The 19931-nt window shown below is 38.1% G+C and carries 16 protein-coding genes, 1 rRNA gene, 2 pseudogenes and 1 other annotated feature (1 of these 20 running past the window's edge); of the genes and pseudogenes, 5 read left to right on the top strand and 14 right to left on the bottom strand.

What is annotated here, in order from left to right; all coding sequences use genetic code 11:
* Positions 1 to 1496: ribosomal RNA gene (locus IGL24_RS15195) — 16S ribosomal RNA — on the bottom strand (it extends 64 nt beyond the left edge of the window).
* 877 nt (positions 1497 to 2373) lie between these two features.
* Between IGL24_RS15195 and IGL24_RS15200 the strand changes: the two genes are divergently transcribed.
* From IGL24_RS15200 to serS, 3 genes are all read left to right on the top strand, one after another.
* Complete coding sequence (locus IGL24_RS15200) at positions 2374 to 3063, top strand: response regulator transcription factor (RefSeq protein ID WP_010734587.1); 690 nt, start codon at positions 2374 to 2376, stop codon at positions 3061 to 3063.
* Complete coding sequence (locus IGL24_RS15205) at positions 3050 to 4255, top strand: sensor histidine kinase (RefSeq protein WP_206856712.1); 1206 nt, start codon at positions 3050 to 3052, stop codon at positions 4253 to 4255. The genes IGL24_RS15200 and IGL24_RS15205 overlap by 14 nt, the downstream gene beginning before the upstream one ends.
* A 25-nt stretch (positions 4256 to 4280) precedes the next feature.
* Positions 4281 to 4495: a binding site (T-box leader), on the top strand.
* Positions 4496 to 4545: 50 nt separating this feature from the next.
* The gene (gene serS, locus IGL24_RS15210; protein ID WP_207114805.1) at positions 4546 to 5817 is read left to right on the top strand and encodes a serine--tRNA ligase; all 1272 of its coding nucleotides are present in this window, start codon (positions 4546 to 4548) and stop codon (positions 5815 to 5817) included.
* A gap of 68 nt (positions 5818 to 5885) precedes the next feature.
* Here the strand turns inward: serS and guaB are convergent, their stop codons facing one another.
* The 10 genes and pseudogenes from guaB to IGL24_RS15260 form a co-directional block, all read right to left on the bottom strand.
* A complete protein-coding gene (gene guaB / locus IGL24_RS15215; RefSeq protein WP_206856700.1) occupies positions 5886 to 7370 on the bottom strand; it encodes an IMP dehydrogenase in 1485 nt (494 codons plus the stop codon).
* Between the two features lie 217 nt (positions 7371 to 7587).
* Positions 7588 to 7920, bottom strand: a complete 333-nt coding sequence (locus IGL24_RS15220; protein WP_207114804.1) for a hypothetical protein — start codon at positions 7918 to 7920, stop codon at positions 7588 to 7590.
* 234 nt (positions 7921 to 8154) lie between these two features.
* A complete protein-coding gene (locus IGL24_RS15225) occupies positions 8155 to 8850 on the bottom strand; it encodes a DUF1129 domain-containing protein (protein ID WP_429966351.1) in 696 nt (231 codons plus the stop codon).
* 79 nt (positions 8851 to 8929) lie between these two features.
* A complete protein-coding gene (gene ychF / locus IGL24_RS15230) occupies positions 8930 to 10030 on the bottom strand; it encodes a redox-regulated ATPase YchF (protein ID WP_206856694.1) in 1101 nt (366 codons plus the stop codon).
* Between the two features lie 8 nt (positions 10031 to 10038).
* Entirely contained in the window at positions 10039 to 10230 is a 192-nt protein-coding gene (locus tag IGL24_RS15235) for a DUF951 domain-containing protein (RefSeq protein ID WP_010734580.1), read from the bottom strand.
* 17 nt (positions 10231 to 10247) lie between these two features.
* The gene (locus IGL24_RS15240) at positions 10248 to 11138 is read right to left on the bottom strand and encodes a ParB/RepB/Spo0J family partition protein (RefSeq protein ID WP_181055239.1); all 891 of its coding nucleotides are present in this window, start codon (positions 11136 to 11138) and stop codon (positions 10248 to 10250) included.
* Entirely contained in the window at positions 11125 to 11892 is a 768-nt protein-coding gene (locus tag IGL24_RS15245; RefSeq protein ID WP_206856693.1) for a ParA family protein, read from the bottom strand. The genes IGL24_RS15240 and IGL24_RS15245 overlap by 14 nt, the downstream gene beginning before the upstream one ends.
* 11 nt (positions 11893 to 11903) lie before the next feature.
* Positions 11904 to 12617 (bottom strand): 16S rRNA (guanine(527)-N(7))-methyltransferase RsmG, encoded by a 714-nt coding sequence (rsmG, locus tag IGL24_RS15250; protein WP_206856710.1) that lies wholly within the window; start codon positions 12615 to 12617, stop codon positions 11904 to 11906.
* A 346-nt stretch (positions 12618 to 12963) separates the two neighbouring features.
* Positions 12964 to 13146, bottom strand: a pseudogene (locus IGL24_RS15255) (triacylglycerol lipase); the annotation flags it as partial.
* Entirely contained in the window at positions 13121 to 13636 is a 516-nt protein-coding gene (locus IGL24_RS15260; protein ID WP_207114803.1) for a hypothetical protein, read from the bottom strand. The gene IGL24_RS15260 and the pseudogene IGL24_RS15255, both read right to left, overlap by 26 nt.
* A gap of 215 nt (positions 13637 to 13851) precedes the next feature.
* Between IGL24_RS15260 and IGL24_RS15265 the strand changes: the two genes are divergently transcribed.
* Positions 13852 to 14436 carry a VanZ family protein gene (locus IGL24_RS15265; RefSeq protein WP_207700465.1) on the top strand — a complete coding sequence of 195 codons (585 nt, stop codon included), beginning with the start codon at positions 13852 to 13854 and terminating at the stop codon, positions 14434 to 14436.
* A 230-nt stretch (positions 14437 to 14666) separates the two neighbouring features.
* Here the strand turns inward: IGL24_RS15265 and IGL24_RS15270 are convergent, their stop codons facing one another.
* Together IGL24_RS15270 and IGL24_RS15275 are read right to left on the bottom strand one after the other, a co-directional pair.
* Positions 14667 to 15497, bottom strand: a complete 831-nt coding sequence (locus IGL24_RS15270; RefSeq protein ID WP_206856691.1) for an Abi family protein — start codon at positions 15495 to 15497, stop codon at positions 14667 to 14669.
* A gap of 1 nt (position 15498) precedes the next feature.
* Positions 15499 to 15654 carry a hypothetical protein gene (locus tag IGL24_RS15275; RefSeq protein WP_206856690.1) on the bottom strand — a complete coding sequence of 52 codons (156 nt, stop codon included), beginning with the start codon at positions 15652 to 15654 and terminating at the stop codon, positions 15499 to 15501.
* A gap of 211 nt (positions 15655 to 15865) precedes the next feature.
* Between IGL24_RS15275 and IGL24_RS15280 the strand changes: the two are divergent.
* Positions 15866 to 15989, top strand: a pseudogene (locus IGL24_RS15280) (site-specific integrase); the annotation flags it as partial.
* Positions 15990 to 16779: 790 nt separating this feature from the next.
* Here IGL24_RS15280 and IGL24_RS15285 read toward each other — a convergent pair.
* On the bottom strand, positions 16780 to 19929 hold the full coding sequence (locus IGL24_RS15285) for a type I restriction endonuclease subunit R (RefSeq protein WP_429968512.1): 3150 nt from the start codon (positions 19927 to 19929) through the stop codon (positions 16780 to 16782).
* Positions 19930 to 19931: the final 2 nt, after the last annotated feature.

Here is a 19931-nt window from a genome sequence, read left to right on the forward strand (position 1 = left end):
TATCCCACCTTAGGCGGCTGGCTCCAAAAGGTTACCTCACCGACTTCGGGTGTTACAAACTCTCGTGGTGTGACGGGCGGTGTGTACAAGGCCCGGGAACGTATTCACCGCGGCGTGCTGATCCGCGATTACTAGCGATTCCGGCTTCATGTAGGCGAGTTGCAGCCTACAATCCGAACTGAGAGAAGCTTTAAGAGATTAGCTTAGCCTCGCGACTTCGCGACTCGTTGTACTTCCCATTGTAGCACGTGTGTAGCCCAGGTCATAAGGGGCATGATGATTTGACGTCATCCCCACCTTCCTCCGGTTTGTCACCGGCAGTCTTGCTAGAGTGCCCAACTAAATGATGGCAACTAACAATAAGGGTTGCGCTCGTTGCGGGACTTAACCCAACATCTCACGACACGAGCTGACGACAACCATGCACCACCTGTCACTTTGCCCCCGAAGGGGAAGCTCTATCTCTAGAGTGGTCAAAGGATGTCAAGACCTGGTAAGGTTCTTCGCGTTGCTTCGAATTAAACCACATGCTCCACCGCTTGTGCGGGCCCCCGTCAATTCCTTTGAGTTTCAACCTTGCGGTCGTACTCCCCAGGCGGAGTGCTTAATGCGTTAGCTGCAGCACTGAAGGGCGGAAACCCTCCAACACTTAGCACTCATCGTTTACGGCGTGGACTACCAGGGTATCTAATCCTGTTTGCTCCCCACGCTTTCGAGCCTCAGCGTCAGTTACAGACCAGAGAGCCGCCTTCGCCACTGGTGTTCCTCCATATATCTACGCATTTCACCGCTACACATGGAATTCCACTCTCCTCTTCTGCACTCAAGTCTCCCAGTTTCCAATGACCCTCCCCGGTTGAGCCGGGGGCTTTCACATCAGACTTAAGAAACCGCCTGCGCTCGCTTTACGCCCAATAAATCCGGACAACGCTTGCCACCTACGTATTACCGCGGCTGCTGGCACGTAGTTAGCCGTGGCTTTCTGGTTAGATACCGTCAAGGGGTGAACAGTTACTCTCACCCTTGTTCTTCTCTAACAACAGAGTTTTACGATCCGAAAACCTTCTTCACTCACGCGGCGTTGCTCGGTCAGACTTTCGTCCATTGCCGAAGATTCCCTACTGCTGCCTCCCGTAGGAGTTTGGGCCGTGTCTCAGTCCCAATGTGGCCGATCACCCTCTCAGGTCGGCTATGCATCGTGGCCTTGGTGAGCCGTTACCTCACCAACTAGCTAATGCACCGCGGGTCCATCCATCAGCGGCACCGTAAAGCGCCTTTCAAACCGAAACCATGCGGTTTCGATTGTTATACGGTATTAGCACCTGTTTCCAAGTGTTATCCCCTTCTGATGGGCAGGTTACCCACGTGTTACTCACCCGTTCGCCACTCCTCTTTTTTCGGTGGAGCAAGCTCCGGTGGAAAAAGAAGCGTTCGACTTGCATGTATTAGGCACGCCGCCAGCGTTCGTCCTGAGCCAGGATCAAACTCTCATAATAAAAGTTAGAACAATCTTTCGATTGTTAAGCTCAATTTGTTTGCTAGCATATTGCTTGCTTGTTAAAAATGTTTGTTGTCTTGAATTGAATCAAGACGCCCTACACATTTGGTTTGTCTTACTTTGTTCAGTTTTCAAAGGTCTACGTGATAAATGAAACACAACTGCTTCGTTTATCGTTTGTGATTGCCGTAGCAACTTTTATATCTTAGCAAACCATTAATTGATTGTCAACTATTTTTTAAAAGTTTTTTGAACTCGTTTTTCACGAGGTCGTTTTAGCAACTCACTTATAATAACTTGTTGTTTGTTATTTGTCAATCACTTTTTTTGTTTTTTTCTTTGCGAAACTAACTTCAATCAGTGAATCACTCAAAATCAACTTCGTTATCTTATCATGTGTCAACAAACATGTCAATCACTAATTTTAAGAATCGATTTGTTTGTTTCCGTTCTTTCGAACAAATAATAATATACCAACATCAATTTTGAAAGTCAACTAAAAAAAGGCTGATTTATCAACATTTTTAACATAGTCGATCGTTAAAAAGAAGAACTACAAAATCATTCGTTTTTTACGAGTTATTCTACTATTTTAACTAGATAAACCACAAGAATGTTCATCTTTTAACTTAAAGAATAAATACGCGCTTTTCCCCCCACGATTGCGTAAGCGTTCTTATCCTTCGTTCTTTTTTAATTTATCATTTTTCATTGCATTTTTTTGCCGCTTTTCGTTCCATTCCCCTCTATACATTTCACGCCGCTTCACTCTCCTCTTCTAAAATTTTCCTTAACAAAGCGCTGCTTTTATCTATTTATCATTTTTTTTGCTAAAATATTAAGAGTAAACACATTAATCGATGGAGGATTTATAGATGAAAATATTAATCGCAGATGATGACAAGGAAATTGTTGAACTACTTAGTATCTACGTACACAATGAAGGCTACGAAGCAGTAAAAGCCTATGATGGAAAAGAAGCGTTATCGAAAGTAAGAACGATTCCTGATATTGAACTACTTATCTTAGATATCATGATGCCTGAGATGGACGGTATGCAAGTGGTCAAAGAGTTAAGAAAAGAATCACAGATCCCTATCATCATGTTGACGGCAAAAACAACAGATATGGATAAAATCAAGGGCTTGGTAGCTGGCGCAGATGATTATGTGACAAAACCATTTAATCCTCTTGAAGTCATGGCTCGTGTGAAGTCTTTGTTACGTCGCACAAAAATGCAAGTCACACCGGATCAACCGGATGTATTGGAAGTAAATGCGTTGATCATCAATAAAGACTCACATGAAGTCAAAACGATCGATGGAAAAGAGATCCAATTAACTGCCTTAGAATTTGGGATTCTTTACTTACTTGCTAGCCATCCTAATCATGTATTCAGTGCCGACGAGATCTTTGAGCGTGTATGGAAACAAGAAAGTATTGTTTCAGCTAAAACAGTAATGGTCCATGTTAGCCATTTAAGAGATAAGATCGAAGAAGCAACTGGTGGAGAAAAAGTCATTCAAACCGTTTGGGGAGTGGGCTATAAAATTGATGCAAGATAAAAAAGTGATCGAAAAACGACGCCGGATCAATCTGACATCTAAAGAAATCAGTGAATTATTAGCAGAAGGAATCATTACGATCATCCTTCTGCTTCTATTAAATGTTGCCATGTTAGTGATTATCAGCTCGATCATCAGCAGCTCGCCTTCTTTAACGAACGCCATTTGGGATTCAAAAAATATTTTTGCCCAACGTTTAGATAGCGATTTGTTTTGGAACGGGCGAAATTTCATTTTTCCTATTTTCTTTCTATTAGATGTCGGTGTATTGTACTGGCGTCTGATTCGTCGTTACCGACAAATGCAGTTGCGTCATATCATTAGTGAATTGCATTATATCGCGAATGGAAATTATGACCATCGTATCCCTTTTGAATTAAGTGGCGATCTCAGTCGTGTAGTCAAAAGTATCAATGGCTTAGTGGATAGTACAGTGGCAGCGATCGAAGATGAACGTAAAATCGAAAAATCAAAGGATGAACTGATTACGAACGTCAGTCATGATATCCGTACACCTTTGACTTCGATCATTGGCTATTTAGGCCTGATTGAAGATGGCCAGTACCAAACAGAAGAAGATCTGTTGAAGTACACGCATACAGCTTATATCAAAGCCAAGCAAATGAAATCTTTAGTAGAAGATTTATTTGAATATACAAAAGTCCGGCAACCAGCTGTACCTGTTAATTTTTCTGCATTTGATCTGATTCAATTAACGGAACAATTGGCTGCTGATTTTGAACTTGAAGCTTCGAAAAAGGACATCCAGATTTTTGTTGAATCGCCTATCAATTCTCTGATCATGGATGGTGATACTGAAAAGTTAGTCCGCGTATTCAATAATCTACTGACCAATGCACTAAAATATGGCAAAGGCGCTACAAAAATCATCATTGGCATTGAAAAACTTGGTTCGGAAGTCGTTGTTGTCGTCAAAAACAATGGCGCCATGATTCCACAGCAAGCACTTGATAATCTCTTCGATCGATTTTATCGTGTAGAAGAATCTCGTTCACAGGAAACTGGTGGAACAGGGCTTGGTCTAGCGATTGCACAAAGTATCGTTGCGCTACACGGAGGCTATATCTATGCGAAGTCAGATCAAGATTGGACTTCCTTTATCATGCATTTTCCACTTAAAAAGAATGAAAAGTTAGCGGCTAATCCAGTAGAACATATTGACGGCAACTAAATTTTTCGCTATTCTTAGAATACCAATAAAAGAAAACAGTGAACCCAGTACATTTTATTTTTTTCAAGAGAGCTGATGGTCGGTGCAAATCAGTAAAGAATAATTTAGAAGTTCCAGTTCACCAACATGTGCCTTTCGAAATAAGAAAGGTCGGCAACAGCCGTTATCTGTTTACAAGTGCAGTCTTTTTTAGGCTGAACTTGGGTGGTACCGCGAAACTCAAACCAGTTCGTCCCAAGATATTTCTTTGGATGAGCTGGTTTTTTTTATATAAAAAAGGAGGAAAAGAAATGTTAGATATTAAAATGATCCGTCAAAATGTTGATTATGTACAAGAGAAATTGACGTCACGTGGCGTTAATAAAGAAATCTTAGCTGAATTTGTAGCGCTAGATGAATCTCGTCGAAAATTGTTGGTGGAAAGTGAAGAATTGAAAAAATACCGCAACGATGTATCTGCTGAAATCGCTCAATTAAAGCGTAATAAAGAAGATGCCACTGCTAAGATTGCTGAAATGAAAGAAGTCGGTGGAAAAATCAAAGCATTAGATGAAGAAGTAGCAGAAGTCGATGAAAAATTACAACAAATCGCTACAACGTTACCTAACTTGCCTCATGATTCTGTGCCAGTCGGTAAAGATGAAGACGACAATGTGGAAGCTCGTCGTTGGAGTGAACCTCGTCAATTTGCTTTTGAACCAAAGCCTCACTGGGAAATTGCTGAAAATCTAGGTATTCTTGACTTTGAACGTGGTGCAAAAGTATCAGGCAGTCGCTTTGTTTATTATAAAGGACTAGGTGCTCGCTTAGAACGCGCGCTTTATAATTTTATGTTAGATCAACACGTCTATGAACATGGCTATACTGAAATGATGACACCTTATGCTGTAAACAGCCAAGCCATGTTTGGTACTGGTCAATTTCCTAAATTTAAAGAAGATGTTTTCCAATTAGCTGAAACTGATTTAACATTGATCCCAACAGCAGAAGTACCTTTAACGAACTACTACAGTAATGAAATCTTAGCGAATGAAGATCTTCCTATTTACTTTACTGCACTTAGCCCAGCTTTCCGTTCTGAAGCAGGTAGTGCGGGTCGTGATACCCGTGGATTGATTCGTCTTCATCAATTCAATAAAGTAGAAATGGTAAAATTTGCTGATGCGGAACATTCATATGAAGAACTTGAAAAAATGACTGCTGATGCAGAGGATATTTTGAAAAAACTACATCTACCATACCGCGTCATGACATTATCGACTGGAGATATGGGCTTCTCAGCAGCGAAAACGTACGATTTGGAAGTATGGATTCCTGCGCAAGATACGTATCGTGAAATCAGTTCTTGCTCAAACTGTGAAGATTTCCAAGCACGTCGAGCAATGATCCGTTACCGAGATGCAGATGGAAAAATCCATTATGCGCATACATTGAATGGTTCTGGACTTGCTGTTGGACGTACCGTTGCGGCAATCCTTGAAAACTATCAAAACGAAGATGGTTCTGTAACAGTTCCAGAAGTACTTGTTCCTTACATGGGGAATCTAAAAGTAATCAAATAAACAAATAAAGCAGCTAAGTGATTCGTTTATACGAATGCTTAGCTGCTTTTTTCGATTCAAGAAATTGCTTATGATTCTACAGAGTAGTTTGGTGCTTCTTTAGTGATTTGTACATCATGTGGATGAGATTCTTTCAGACCACTGCCACTCATTTGAATGAACTGTGCGTCATCTCTTAATTGTTTTAAGGTTGCTGAACCAACATACCCCATCCCTGATTTTAAGCCGCCGATCATTTGGAAGAGAATGTCCGCTACACTTCCTTTATAAGCTACGCGACCTTCAATACCTTCTGGAACTAACTTGTTCGCTTCATTCGTACCACCTTGGAAGTAACGGTCTTTTGAACCTTTTTCCATTGCGCCTAATGAACCCATTCCACGATATGTTTTGAAACGACGACCTTGATAGATCTCAAATTCACCTGGTGATTCATCTGTCCCTGCCAACATACTACCTAACATGACCGCATGTCCACCAGCTGCTAAAGCTTTGACAATATCACCGGAATACTTGATCCCGCCATCTGCAATAATGGTTTTTCCATATTGACGTGCAACTGAAGCGGCATCGTAAATCGCTGTTAATTGAGGAACACCTACACCCGCAACGACACGTGTCGTACAAATCGAACCAGGTCCGATACCTACTTTCACAACGTCCACGCCGACATCGTATAACGCTTTTGTTGCTTCTGCTGTTGCCACATTACCGGCAATCAACGTTGCATCTTTGAAGGTTGTACGGATCTCTTGGATTTTACGGATCACGCCCGCACTGTGTCCATGAGCTGTATCGATGACGATTGCATCGGCACCAGCATCAAGTAAAGCTTGCGCACGCTCAAATGTGTCACTCGTCACACCAACTGCTGCAGCTACCAATAAACGGCCATGTTCATCTTTCGCTGCGTTTGGAAACTCAATTACTTTTTCGATATCTTTGATCGTGATCAAACCACTTAATCGGCCTGCGTCATCAACGATCGGTAATTTTTCGATTTTATGTTGTTGCAAGATTTTTTCTGCATCTTTTAGAGAAGTACCTACTGGGGCTGTTACTAAGTTTTCTTTTGTCATGACTTCACTGATTTCGATATGGAAGTCTGTAACAAAACGCATATCACGGTTTGTAATAATTCCTACTAATTTGCGGTTTTCCAATGTTTCAACGATTGGCACACCACTGATACGGTATCTGCTCATCAACTCTTCTGCATCTGCAACTAAGTGTTGTGGCGTCAAGAAGAATGGGTCAATGATCACGCCACTTTCAGAACGTTTCACTTTACGTACTTCGTCTGCTTGTTCGCTGATTGTCATATTTTTATGGATTACACCTAGACCGCCTTGTCTTGCCATAGCGATCGCCATTTTACTGTCAGTAACGGTATCCATACTTGCACTGATGATAGGAATATTCAATTTGATATTTTTTGCTAATTGTACACTCATATCCACTTCGTTTGGTAACACGTGACTTTCTGCTGGTATCAATAAGACATCATCAAAAGTAAATCCTTTTTTCGTGAACTTTGTTTCCCAGTTGGACATTTTTAGTACCACTCCTCTTGTTTAGTTTATCTACTAAAATAATCGATTTTCTTTTGTAAGTCAACAACTTCTACTAATCCCATGACTTTTCTAAGGAACTACTCAGTGAATCCTAAAAAAAGAGAACGTTCCAGTATTATCTGAACATCCTCTCGTTTTGCTGTTGATTCCTATTTCGTTCGTTTTTGGTCTGTTTAGACTCAAGAAAAAGTTTGTTTCAAACGTTTGCTTCAATCGATTCTTTGATTTTTTCAATCTCATTCAAATAATAGAGTTTATATGGAATACTTAACCCCTTTTTCTTTGTCTCTTCATCAAGATACTTTTCATCGACATCTGTGTATACAATTAAATCAGCAGACGGTGCCTCAGGGTTTCTTGTATTATAGCTAATAAATTCTAATTCGATTTCTGGTCCCAATAAAGACGTTAGTTCTTGTTGGAAAGCTCTTCCATGCCCAAGAACAAACTGTCCAGTTTTGATTCCTGCATAACCAAAAGGAAACACTCCGTCAGCATTGATTGAAAATATCCACTTTACTTTTTTCATCTACGCTCCCCCTTTATCGTTTGACTAATTCTATAACACAAGCAATCTTTCTGTTTGATTATAACACTAGTAATTTATATTTCTTTATCCTCGTAAAAAAAGAGTGTTTTGATCGCATAATCGTCATTGTAAGATTGCTAGAAATAAAAGTAAAAAAAGAATGTGCCAGCATTACGCTGCACATTCTTTTCTATATCTATTTTCGTAAACAAATCAATGGCTAAGTCCAACGAATTATCTTCTTGGAACAGACAGGCTGCCGACGATGCCATATTTTTTCTTTAAGTAGTAACGTAATGCAAGAGCTGCTGCACCAATGATGATGATCACTACTGGATCTAGCAATGGGTTAACGATTGGTGGCAATAGCGTCGTTGCTGAAAAGGCAATGACCCAAATCAATGTTGTTCCACCTAAGATCAACAAAGTTTTACCCATTCCAGGTTTTTTACTACGATCAGCACCTGGGTACTCATATTGATAAATATACTTATACATCAAGTAAAACACCCAGCCACCAATAGCCGAACCTAGGACAAGCGTAGTGATGCCGTAAGCGGGCGTTGTTTCACGTGAAAACAATCCAGTGATTGCGATCATCACACTTAATAATCCAAGTAAGAGTAACGTATTATCTAACCACATCAACATTGGCGTCGAAGAAGTTTTCATTTCGACTGGTTTATTGATGATTGCTTCTGTTCTTTCAGATACCGTTCCAAATAATTGGCGGGCGGTTTTCCCACCTTTTTGCTCAGATACTAAAACGGGTAACATATCATGCAAAGCCGTTACTTTTTCTTCTTCTGATAAATTCGCTGCTTCTAGCGACTTCTTTAAGTCAAAAATATATTGTTGATTACGTTTTGTTAGTTGCTCTTCTAACTGCGCATTTTCTTTTACGACTTCTCGTAACTGTTCTGCTTCCATTATTTACAGTCCTCCTTAGACGCTGACGGTTGTCACAAAAGACATTTTAACATATCACATACACCGTATGATAGCCTTTTTATACATTAAAACGGAATAACATAACATCGCCATCTTGAACGACATAATCTTTCCCTTCCAATCGTACACGTCCAGCTTCTTTCGCTGCGTGCATCGTACCGTATTGGTCTAAATCTTCAAAAGAGACTGTTTCTGCACGGATAAAGCCACGTTCAAAATCGGTATGGATGATTCCAGCAGCTTGTGGTGCTTTGATTCCTTTTTTGAATGTCCACGCACGGACTTCTTGTTCACCTGCTGTAAAATAGGTCGCTAATCCTAATAGATCATATGCAGCGCGAATCAATTGATCCAAACCTGACTCTTCAATTCCTAATGCTTCAAGGAACTCAGCTTTATCTTCGTCGTCCAACTCCGCAATTTCTTCTTCTGCTCTGGCGCTAACGACAATCACTTCTGCATTTTCTTCCGCTGCAAAATCACGAACTGCTTGAACATATTTGTTTGCATCTGCATCTGCTACTTCATCTTCTGCCACGTTAGCCACATATAAAATAGGCTTTGTCGTTAATAAGAATAAAGATTTAACGATTTTTTGTTCTTCTTCCGTAAATTCGATGGAACGTGCAGAACGTCCGTCTTCTAAAACTGGTTTGATTTTATCTAACACAGCTAATTCAGCAACTGCTTCTTTATCTTTTGTTTTGGCAATTTTTGCCACACGTGTGTAACGCTTCGTTACGGATTCTAGATCAGCTAAAACAAGTTCTAGATTGATCGTATCGATATCGGCTAAAGGATCAACACGTCCTTCTACGTGAGTGATATTGTCATCGTCAAAACAACGTACCACATGGCAAATCGCATCTACTTGACGAATATGACTTAAAAATTGATTTCCTAGTCCTTCACCTTTACTTGCACCCTTTACGATTCCTGCAATATCGGTAAACTCAAAAGTTGTTGGTACAGTCTTCTTCGGTTTTACTAACTCTGTTAGACGTTGTAAACGCCAATCAGGTACTTCGACCATCCCGATATTTGGATCGATCGTTGCAAAAGGATAGTTGGCAGCTTCTGCCCCCGCCTTTGTAATTGCATTGAATAAAGTTGATTTTCCTACGTTGGGTAAGCCCACAATTCCAGCAGTTAATGCCATAAATTCATTCACTCTTTCTCTACATTTTTTTCAAGTACTTTTTTCATCTTTTTCTCAAATTCTCGACGGGTCATCATCACGATATGACCACAATTCATACATTTGATCTTAATATCAGCGCCCATTCGGATGATCTCCCAACGGTTCGTTTGACAAGCATGAGGTTTTTTCATTTCTACGATATCATGTAAGTCGTACATAACATGCCCTCCTCTGTTTATTCTTCATCAAATTGAATATTTAGAATATCAAGAATCCTAGTCAAATCATTTTGTGAAAGGTATTCAATTTCAATCTTACCTTTACCATTCTTTTCTTGGATCGCAACACTTGTTCCAAATTTATCCATCAAGCGATCTTCACTCTCACGGATATAGTACGGTTTTTCCTTAGCTAAACGTGGGATTTTTTTCTTTTCTTGTCCGTCATTTTGATTCAGTTCTGAAACAAGTTGTTCTAATTGACGAACCGTTAGATTCTCTGTCACAACACGATTTGCTAACTTTAATATCAGCTGTTTATTTTTCAATCCAAGTAATGTCCGAGCTTGCCCCATAGACAATCGTTGATCTTGGACCATTTCTTTCACTAAATCAGGTAACGTCAATAATCGTAAATAGTTTGCGATGTAAGGACGGCTTTTTCCTAAGCGACTTGCAACTTCAGCTTGAGTCAATTTCAGGTTCTTCATCAACATCTCATAAGCTTCTGCTTCTTCTAAAGGATTCAAGTCTTCGCGTTGTAAGTTTTCTAACACAGCAACTTGCATCATTGCTTCTTCGTCAAAATCTCTTACGATTGCGGGAATCGTTTCTTTTCCAGCTAGCTTAGACGCACGGAAGCGTCGTTCACCTGCGATGATCTCATAACCCTTCACCGAAGAACGACGAACGATGATTGGTTGGAAGACACCAGAGTACTCGATCGAATTCGCTAATTCTTGCAATGATACTTCTTCAAATGTTTTACGTGGTTGATATGGATTAGGACGCAATTCATTTAGTGGCAACTGAATGACGGTCTCATCTTTCACGTTCACTGTCTCTAGATTTTCTAAATCTTGAAACAGCGCATCGATTCCCCGACCTAGTCCTTTACTTTTCTTCACGATCGACCACTTCCTTTGCTAATGCTTGATACACTTCAGCCCCTCTGGAACGCGGATCATAATCAATGATTGGTTTTCCGTGACTTGGTGCTTCTGACAAACGGATATTCCGAGGAATCACTGTGTCATACACTTTTTCACGGAAATATTTCCGTACTTCTTCGACCACTTCATTGCCTAGATTTGTACGGGCATCATACATCGTTAATAGTACCCCTTCGATTTCTAACTCAGGGTTGAAATGCTTTTGTACTAAGCGAACGGTATTCAATAGTTGACTTAATCCTTCTAACGCATAGTATTCACACTGCACAGGAATCAAAATCGAATCACTGGCAGTAAATGAGTTGATCGTGAGGTGTCCTAAAGAGGGTGGGCAATCGATTAAAATATAGTCGTATTGCTCGTTGACTTCAGCCAATGAACTTTTTAGACGTGATTCTCTTGCCATCATTGAAGTCAATTCAATCTCTGCTCCTGCTAATTGAAGAGTGGCAGGCACAATACTCAAGTTTTCATGTTCAGTAGCAATTGTCGCTTCGGCAATTGGCAACTCATTGACTAATACATCATAGATATCTTGTGTCACATCAGGTTTACGAATGCCTACTCCGCTTGTTGCATTTCCTTGTGCATCCATATCCACTAACAACACTTGTTTACCTAAACTGGCTAAACAAGCGCCTAGATTTACAGTTGTCGTTGTCTTACCAACGCCGCCTTTTTGATTTGCAACGGATATAATTTGTGCCATCTCTTCTCCTCCTACTTGATTGGTTGCTTATTCGGCAAGCCAGGTTTTCTTGGATACTTCTTCGGTGTTGGTTTCTTTTTCTGGATGATCAAAATGTGGCGTTTATCGGAGGTTTTAGGTAATTCAATCGCTTGTTCTCCAATGAATTTACCACCTAATTGAGCAATCGCTGGTTTTGCTTCTGCTAGTTCCTCTTCACTTTTCGCAGCTTTCAATGCATAGAAATAGCCCTCTTGTTTTACTAACGGTAAGCACAGCTCCGTCAATACGTTCAAACGTGCCACTGCACGTGCGGTTACAAAATCAAACGATGCGCGAAATTGCGGATTTTGTCCGAATGTTTCTGCTCGATCATGGTAAAGAGACGCATCGATTTCTAATTGATTGGTCAGTTCAGTCAAAAAGGTGATTCGCTTATTTAAGGAATCAACAATCGTTATTTGTAACTCAGGAAAAGCAATTTTTAAAGGAATACTCGGAAATCCAGCGCCGGAACCAACGTCACATAAAGACAGGCCAGTTGAAAAATCAACATCAAACGCCAACGTCAACGAATCGTAAAAATGTTTTAAATAGACTTCTTCTCGTTCAGTGATCGCCGTCAAATTCATTTTTTCATTCCACTCAACTAATAAATGAAAATAACGGTCGAACTGCGCCATTTGTTTATCGGATAAATGAATGTCTTTTTCTGCCAAGACTTGGCGAAATTCTTCTGGTGTCATAATTTGTCCTTTCATTGTGAAACAGCTAATTGTTTCACAGAATCTCTTCCTACTTTAACGCAAAATGAGCCGAGTTGCAATCTTTCCATATATAAATTTAAAGGAGGTTATGAAAAATTTGTATAGAGCGTAAATCAGCTTCTAAAATAGAAAAATGATTACGAATCAGGCAAAACAAAAAAGAGTGTTTTGCCTGTTGCCTACACTCCTTTATTTTCATTATTCAGTTAAATGTGGCAGAAAGGTAAATAATGATCGCTTCTGCGTTTTTGTCGCAAATATCAGAACAATTGATTCGCTAATTCTTTGTCACGTGCCACCATCTCATTGATTTTTTGAGTTACCAATCCTTAAGTTCAGCTACAACCATTGCCTGTGTTCTGTTTTTCTTTGGTTTAGATTCATTACCAATTGTATCTTTATTGGTATCTATGGTATGTATAACTAAATAATCTTGTTTTTCTCCAATTTTAGTGTTCAGTTCAATTTCTCCATGCTCAACTTTATAAACCTCCGTAATAATATTCAATTATTTTAGTAGGTATTTCTATTTCACTAGGAACCTCTCTTACTTCTATAAAATACTTGTCTTCTGTCTTTTTTCTACCTATATCGACATTATAGCGCCATTTATTTGTTTCTGCAGATTTTACTCCCAAAGTTGCGATATGCTTGTTAGAGCTATTCAAATTAAAATGTACTTCTAAAAAATTCATTGGACTTACTGTATATCCAGTAAATTCTATTTTGTTTATATCTATATAGTTCCTAACACTTACAACTTTTTCTACATACTCTTCTGTTGTCAACTCTCCATTACTATATTGTTGTGTAAATCTATCAGTTTCCTTATCATTCGTCGTATATAACCGATAATTATTGTACACATAATTCGCCAAATCTTTCTGTATTTCCAGCAATTCTTGGCGGTCTTCTTCCCTTTTATCTATGTACATTTTCCCTCCGATTCCTCCTAAGATAATTACTACTAACACACCTAGCCAAAGTCGTTTATTCATATATCTTCCTTTCAGTTAGCTACTATTTTTGTCAATGCTTCACAATAAGATACGTATACTTCATTTTATTCTGCGATCACATTTTAATATTTAGTTATTTTATGTATACTTATAGTGAGAAAGACAATTATTGTGACGTCTATTCGTCTATAAAGCTCATCTCAACTGATTATAACAATAATAAGGAGGTTTTTTAGATTAAAATAAAAGCAAAGTTGTTATTTTTAAATTTTTTAATGCTTCTTTCTTGCCTACTTTTTTCTCGCTGGTTTTTCATGCGTTACCTCTACTACTATTCTATTACGCTTTTTCCACCTTCTGGTTCTGTCGATTTTTGGTTTCCTTTTTTCTTAGTGATAATTATTGCGCTCTCCCTTTATGTCAGTATCCAGTGCCTTTTTACTAGAAAAATCTATCGGGAATGGCTGATCTTTTTTTCTTTTCTCTATCTCTCTTTTCTTGTTTATCTACTTTTCTTGAAAAATATTGGGATACGAGGGATGGAACTTCAACTTTTTTCATGGGTGAAGGATTTGATTTCCGGCGATCCAATGATTGTTCTGTTTAATTTTTTGATGTTTCTCCCGCTAGGCTGGATGTTACCATTAAGTTGGAAGAGTAGTTTTTTGGTCATTTTATCTGTTTTAGGAGTTGAATGGATTCAATATTTCTTTTACCTAGGAATCTTTGATTTGGGCGATGTTTTTGTAAACACTTGTGGGTTTCTTTTAGGTGCTTGTATACATAGGTTTCTGATCAGTCGATTGGATATTCAGGTTTCTTCTTTTTTACATAAGTGAATCAATTTATGTTCTTTCTAAAAAAATAACAGCGAACGAATCAGATGATTCATTAGCTGTTATTTTTATATTTCTTATTTAAGCAGACGTTTCTACTTTCGCAATCTTGCCTTGGTCAAAGAAAAAAAGCCGGACGCATCCGACTTTTTTAGGTGCATACCGAAGTAATACACCGCTATTTAGTATACTTATAGTACCACGAGCAATATACAGAGTAAAGCAAAAAAATTCTAACCATTTGAAATATACTCTTTTAACCCCTCTATTTTCTTTCTAGCATCTGTTCCTAGTATCTCACTGTAGGCTTTCATTGGAATAGAGGTATATAGAAGTTCTCTCTTCTTATCAAACTGTGATACCACACGGTTTAGTTCTGTTTTTGTCGTATATTGCTTCTTCATTAAAAATATAAGCAATACTAAAAAATCTACTATGCTTTCAAAATCAATGTTTTTAATCCCTGTACAATTTTCTAAATATTTTATAAGTTGAGAAGAAAAATTACTGTTATTAAATCTGCAATCAAAAATCATAGAATTATGCATTGTTGCATTTCTAATACCTGTTAAACAGAAAATTATATTTTCTAACATTCTACCATTCTGATTAAAACCAGTATGATGCATATTCATATCTTGAGTAAATTCAATTCTATATGAAATATTCATACAAGAGATAAAATTTCCAAACTCACCCATAGTTGTTACTTCAAAGTATGCCCATAATGGAAGTGGTTTACTGCTATGGAAAAAATGCTGAATACACGGATGTCCTTTAGAGTAGTTATACGCAATAGTACTGTCTATTTTGTTCCGTAACTCCAATTTTTTATTTAAATATTTTTTATATTCTTTATTACCTACAGGTTTTGCCTCATAATCATTTAATTTATTTTGATAAATACTTTCCATATCAGAATTGTCATCCTTGACTAAATAATCAATTAAACGATTTTTTAATGATGTTTCAATTCTTACTAGTAATGGATAAAATATTGTTTTTACTTCTATATCAAAATCATAGATAGCTTTCACTTCCTGAAAATTATTATAATTTTGCAAATTAGAACTCTTTTTTTATGTATCTACTCGCCTTGTAGCCATGATAATATCCCATGTTTAGTAGAGCTTGTTTCTCAGTGCTTCCATTGATCTCTACTCCATGAGAATTTCTAATATGTCTCATTAAACCATCGGTGCTTTTTCCTTTTTCTACCACTCACTACAACTCCTTTAGATTTAAATTGTTAGAATATTATAGCATTTGGCATTACTCCTTTACAATGCAGTCATGTCATCATTGGTCAGTCAGCACCTGTATTGTGAAATTATCCATTATTATTCTTTTATTTATTAAGGCGTATCTAAAAACTCATAAAAATATACCCAATTAGCTCATTCACAGTTAACAGAAGTGTGAAAATGCAATAAAAAGGAACTTCCTCTACAAAGGCTACCCTGAAAAGGTAGCTAGGAAGTTCCCTAAATATGAAAATAATCAAAGTCCATGGCTTTAGAAATACCCACGCTACCTTGATCTTTGAGGCTAGTTCATAAGTAAAAGATGTAAAAGATAGACTAGAACATTCTTTACATGAATAGCTGAGAAATCGAGCCAGTCTACACGTTAAGAATTCATTTAGTATCATGAATTCTTAACGTATCACTGCTTTACGCTTCTACTTTCGCAATCTTCCCTTGTTCAATATAGACCCAAATTGATCTATCAATAAGTATCAAACTGAGTCATATAGAGACAAAAATTTCAAAAATGACCTGTTAAATGGTCATTGAATATCATTTAAAATCAATACGACGGAGTCAGACACGGAGTCAAAACAAGCCCGCTGAGAGTAAAAAATATACAGTCCCATAGGTAAAGTGCCACAGGACTGTATATTTTTTTATTTGAGATTACCTGAAATGATTCCATTTACTTTTTATCTCATTTTTTCCTACTAGTTAGTATCAAATACTCTCCTATTTTCTCAATAAACTATTTTTGGCTACATGGTATCTGAAACAGCTAAAACCTTGTCATTACAGCAAAAAATCACTTTTTCTCCGTTTCATTTCAGATACATTTCACTTAAGCGGATTCCAAAAAAACAAAAGAAAAAGGAACCCCTAGTTAGCCTATGCTTTTTATTGGTTCCTCTCGAAACACGGTCATATAACAACGGGGTGGGGTAAATGAATGAAAAAGGTGGAGGAAACATTATTCAATAGCTGTCTTAAATACTTCGTTATAAAATGTGAACAAATAAAAGACATCTATCCCTATCTTCTACACTTCCACTTTACTACCATCTTTGAATCGTACAATTTTCTTAACTCTTCTCGTTTATCTCAATTCATTTTCAAGAGGAATCAACTCATCATCTAACATTTTACGCCATGCTCGCTTCATTTCTTGTGGGTATTTAAATGGCTTCGCTTCTGGATGCTTAGCTTTATATTCTTCGTAATCCTTACTATTGATAATTGCTTTCATATTAGGGATTGGATCTTCACCTGGTAGATATTGCAGATTAGAAGCATGTAATTCTTTCTCAGAAACAAACCACTCATTGGAAAAGGCATGAATCAAATCATCACTCACTTGTGTAAAATAGCGACGTTTAATGACAAAGATATCTTCATTACTATCTAAAGTCCCCACATCAAATGCATTTAAAATTTGTCGGTAAACTTCTTTGACTCCTTCTGTTTTATTCAATTTAGCCAAAGCTTTTTCAATTTCTTCTCGTGCATCTGAACTATTCGCAGCATAAGTTCCTAGTAATTGATCAATATAAGTAGAATCAATATCATACAACTTAGTGGTATTTTCACTATAAAATTCGATCGTTGAAAAATCTTCTCCCTCTTTTTCTGGCTCTTCCTCTATTAATGAACCCTTCACGGTCTCGTACACGCCAATTTGTTCTTCCAAAAGTTGAATTTGATTATTCAAAGTTGGAGATTTCACCATGTCATCATTGTAATCGTCATAAGTCACTAACGATTCATACGCACGATTCAATTCTTGAAATGCTTTGACGTACTCGATACGGATTTCAAGTGGCGTATGTTCATCAATGGATTCCATTGATGAAACCTCCTTTAACTTACCATATGCTTGCTTGAATCTTTTTTTTGATTCCTGATAACTTGGATAAATCAAACCCGATTCTTCTTTTGCTTCTGAATACAGCTTTGTCGCATCCTCGACATTCTTCTCCATTGTCGCTGGCTTTCGGAAAGTAACAATTAGTCCTTTTGTTTTTTCTGGATACGTACGGTTCGTACGTGAAAAAGCTTGGATCAATCCTGCATACTCTAGATTACGATCCACAAATAGGGTTTGAATCGTAGGGGCGTCAAAACCCGTTAATAGACGATCCACTACAATCACTAAATCGATTTGTTTCCCAAATTGTTTGAATTCCGCTCTTTTTCGTGCCAAACGATTATTGATGTCTCCGTTATAACGCTCAATGTCTGCTAATGACCAGGCAGTATCATAATACTGATTATATTCCTCAATAATTTTTTGCATTTCTTCTTGTTGAACACTTGAATCTTGGCTATTTTCTTCTAATGAATAGGTAATAGCGATCCTTGGGAAATCAGGATCCTCCATCGTTCGTCCTTCACGAATGGGCTGATTGGGAAACTCTTTTGTTAACCAATCAGGCTCTTTCGTCATCTCTCTGATGGCCCGATAATACTTTTTGGCCATGTCAATGGAACTCGTGGTTAAGATTGCAGATTTCGTTGGACGGCCATTTCGAAAATCAAATTTTGTATAGGCATTATCTGGACGGAACATTTTATGGATGACTTTTTGGATATGTTCATCTGCTTCAAAAACAGCAGGGTCCAAATAACTTTCTTTTTTGACAGGCTCCATTTGATCGATCATACGATTGATCTGTTCCGGTGAATACTCTGCATATGTTTCTACTTCTTTTAATTTCCGATAGATTTTATTCTCTAATGAAGTCGGCTCAACGGTATTTTCATGCTCTACTTGAAATCCTAAGACAGAGCCATCTTCTAATGCATTCTTGATGGTATAGGTATGCAAGACTTCTCCATACTGATCATGGGTTGTACGTGCCAATTGCCCTTTGGCTTGTTTCCGATTCTCAGGGAAAATCGGCGTACCTGTAAAGCCAAACCAAGTGGACTTCGGAAACATTTTTTTGATTTCTTCCATATTTTCAGCACTTAACGCTCGATGACACTCATCGACTACAAACACGATATGTTGCCCCATTAATTTTTGGAAGCGATTGGTTCCTTTTTTCTCTTCTTGTTTCTTTGCATATTTCAACGCCGCATCTAGCTTTTGACGGGTTGTAATGATCACAACATTTGCATTAGCATCTGCCAACAGGGTTTCACTTAATTCTTTGGCACTTCCTGTTCCAACGATCAAGCTATTCGCTTTGGCGTTCCCAGAAGAAATCCCCGTATTAAATTCCGAAGCAAATTTTGTAAACTCTGTGGTGGTTTGATTATCTAAATCTTTGCGGTCCACTAACATGATCGTTCGATCGATCCCCGATTTTCGTGCCAAAAGCTTAGTAGATACAAAACTTGTCAATGTCTTTCCTGAACCAGTCGCATGCCACACATACCCTGATTGATGTTTATTTGCGGCAATAAACAAGGCTTGAATCGCATGCACTTGATAAGGATGTAACACCATGAGGGTTTTATTGTCTTGATCTTCACTGACAATCGTATAATCCGCAATCAAGCGATGGGCATCCGGGATATTTAACACTTGTTTACAAAACTCATATAAGTTTTCTACCTTTTTATTATCTTTCGTTCGCCAACTAAATAAAAACTTAGGATGCAAATCCTTTGGTAAGGCATTTGCAAAATACCGGGTCGTTTGTTCATTGGACACAACAAACAACTGTAAAGTCGAAAAGATATTGTTTCGAAACATGCCTTCTTCTGCATATTTTTTGATTTGGTTAAATGCCTGATAAACCCCATCTTTTGCAGTTACTTGTTTCAATTCGATTTGGACAATCGGTAATCCATTGATCAATAAGGTGACGTCAAAACGTCGATCCCGTGCTTCTATGTTACTTCCACGTTTTGCAATTTGATGAACCACTTCATAAGTAGAGATTCCTCCACCAATGTCTTGATTGGAATAAAGGATAAGTGAGACAGAACCCAATTGTGGATCTTCTCGTTCAATCGTAATCCGAGCCATCCCATTTTCACCTTTTAACCATTTCGCAGCATCGAATGGGGTTTTTGTTCGCAGTAATAATTCCGTTTTGATCGTTTCAAACTCTTTATCGGTCAAAGGAGAATCATTCAGTTCTGCTTGATTATTTGAGATAATTTTTTGACGTAAATTGACCCAAAGATCTTCTTCTGATTTTAGATCCGGACGATACGTCCACTGATTATGCCCTTCCCCAAGTACACGAATCAACTGTTCTTCGACTTCCGCTTCCTCACGGTGACTAATTTTCATTT

It is taken from the genome of Enterococcus sp. DIV2371, from assembly GCF_050498525.1.
Classification (GTDB): Bacteria; Bacillota; Bacilli; order Lactobacillales; family Enterococcaceae; genus Enterococcus_B; species Enterococcus_B mangumiae.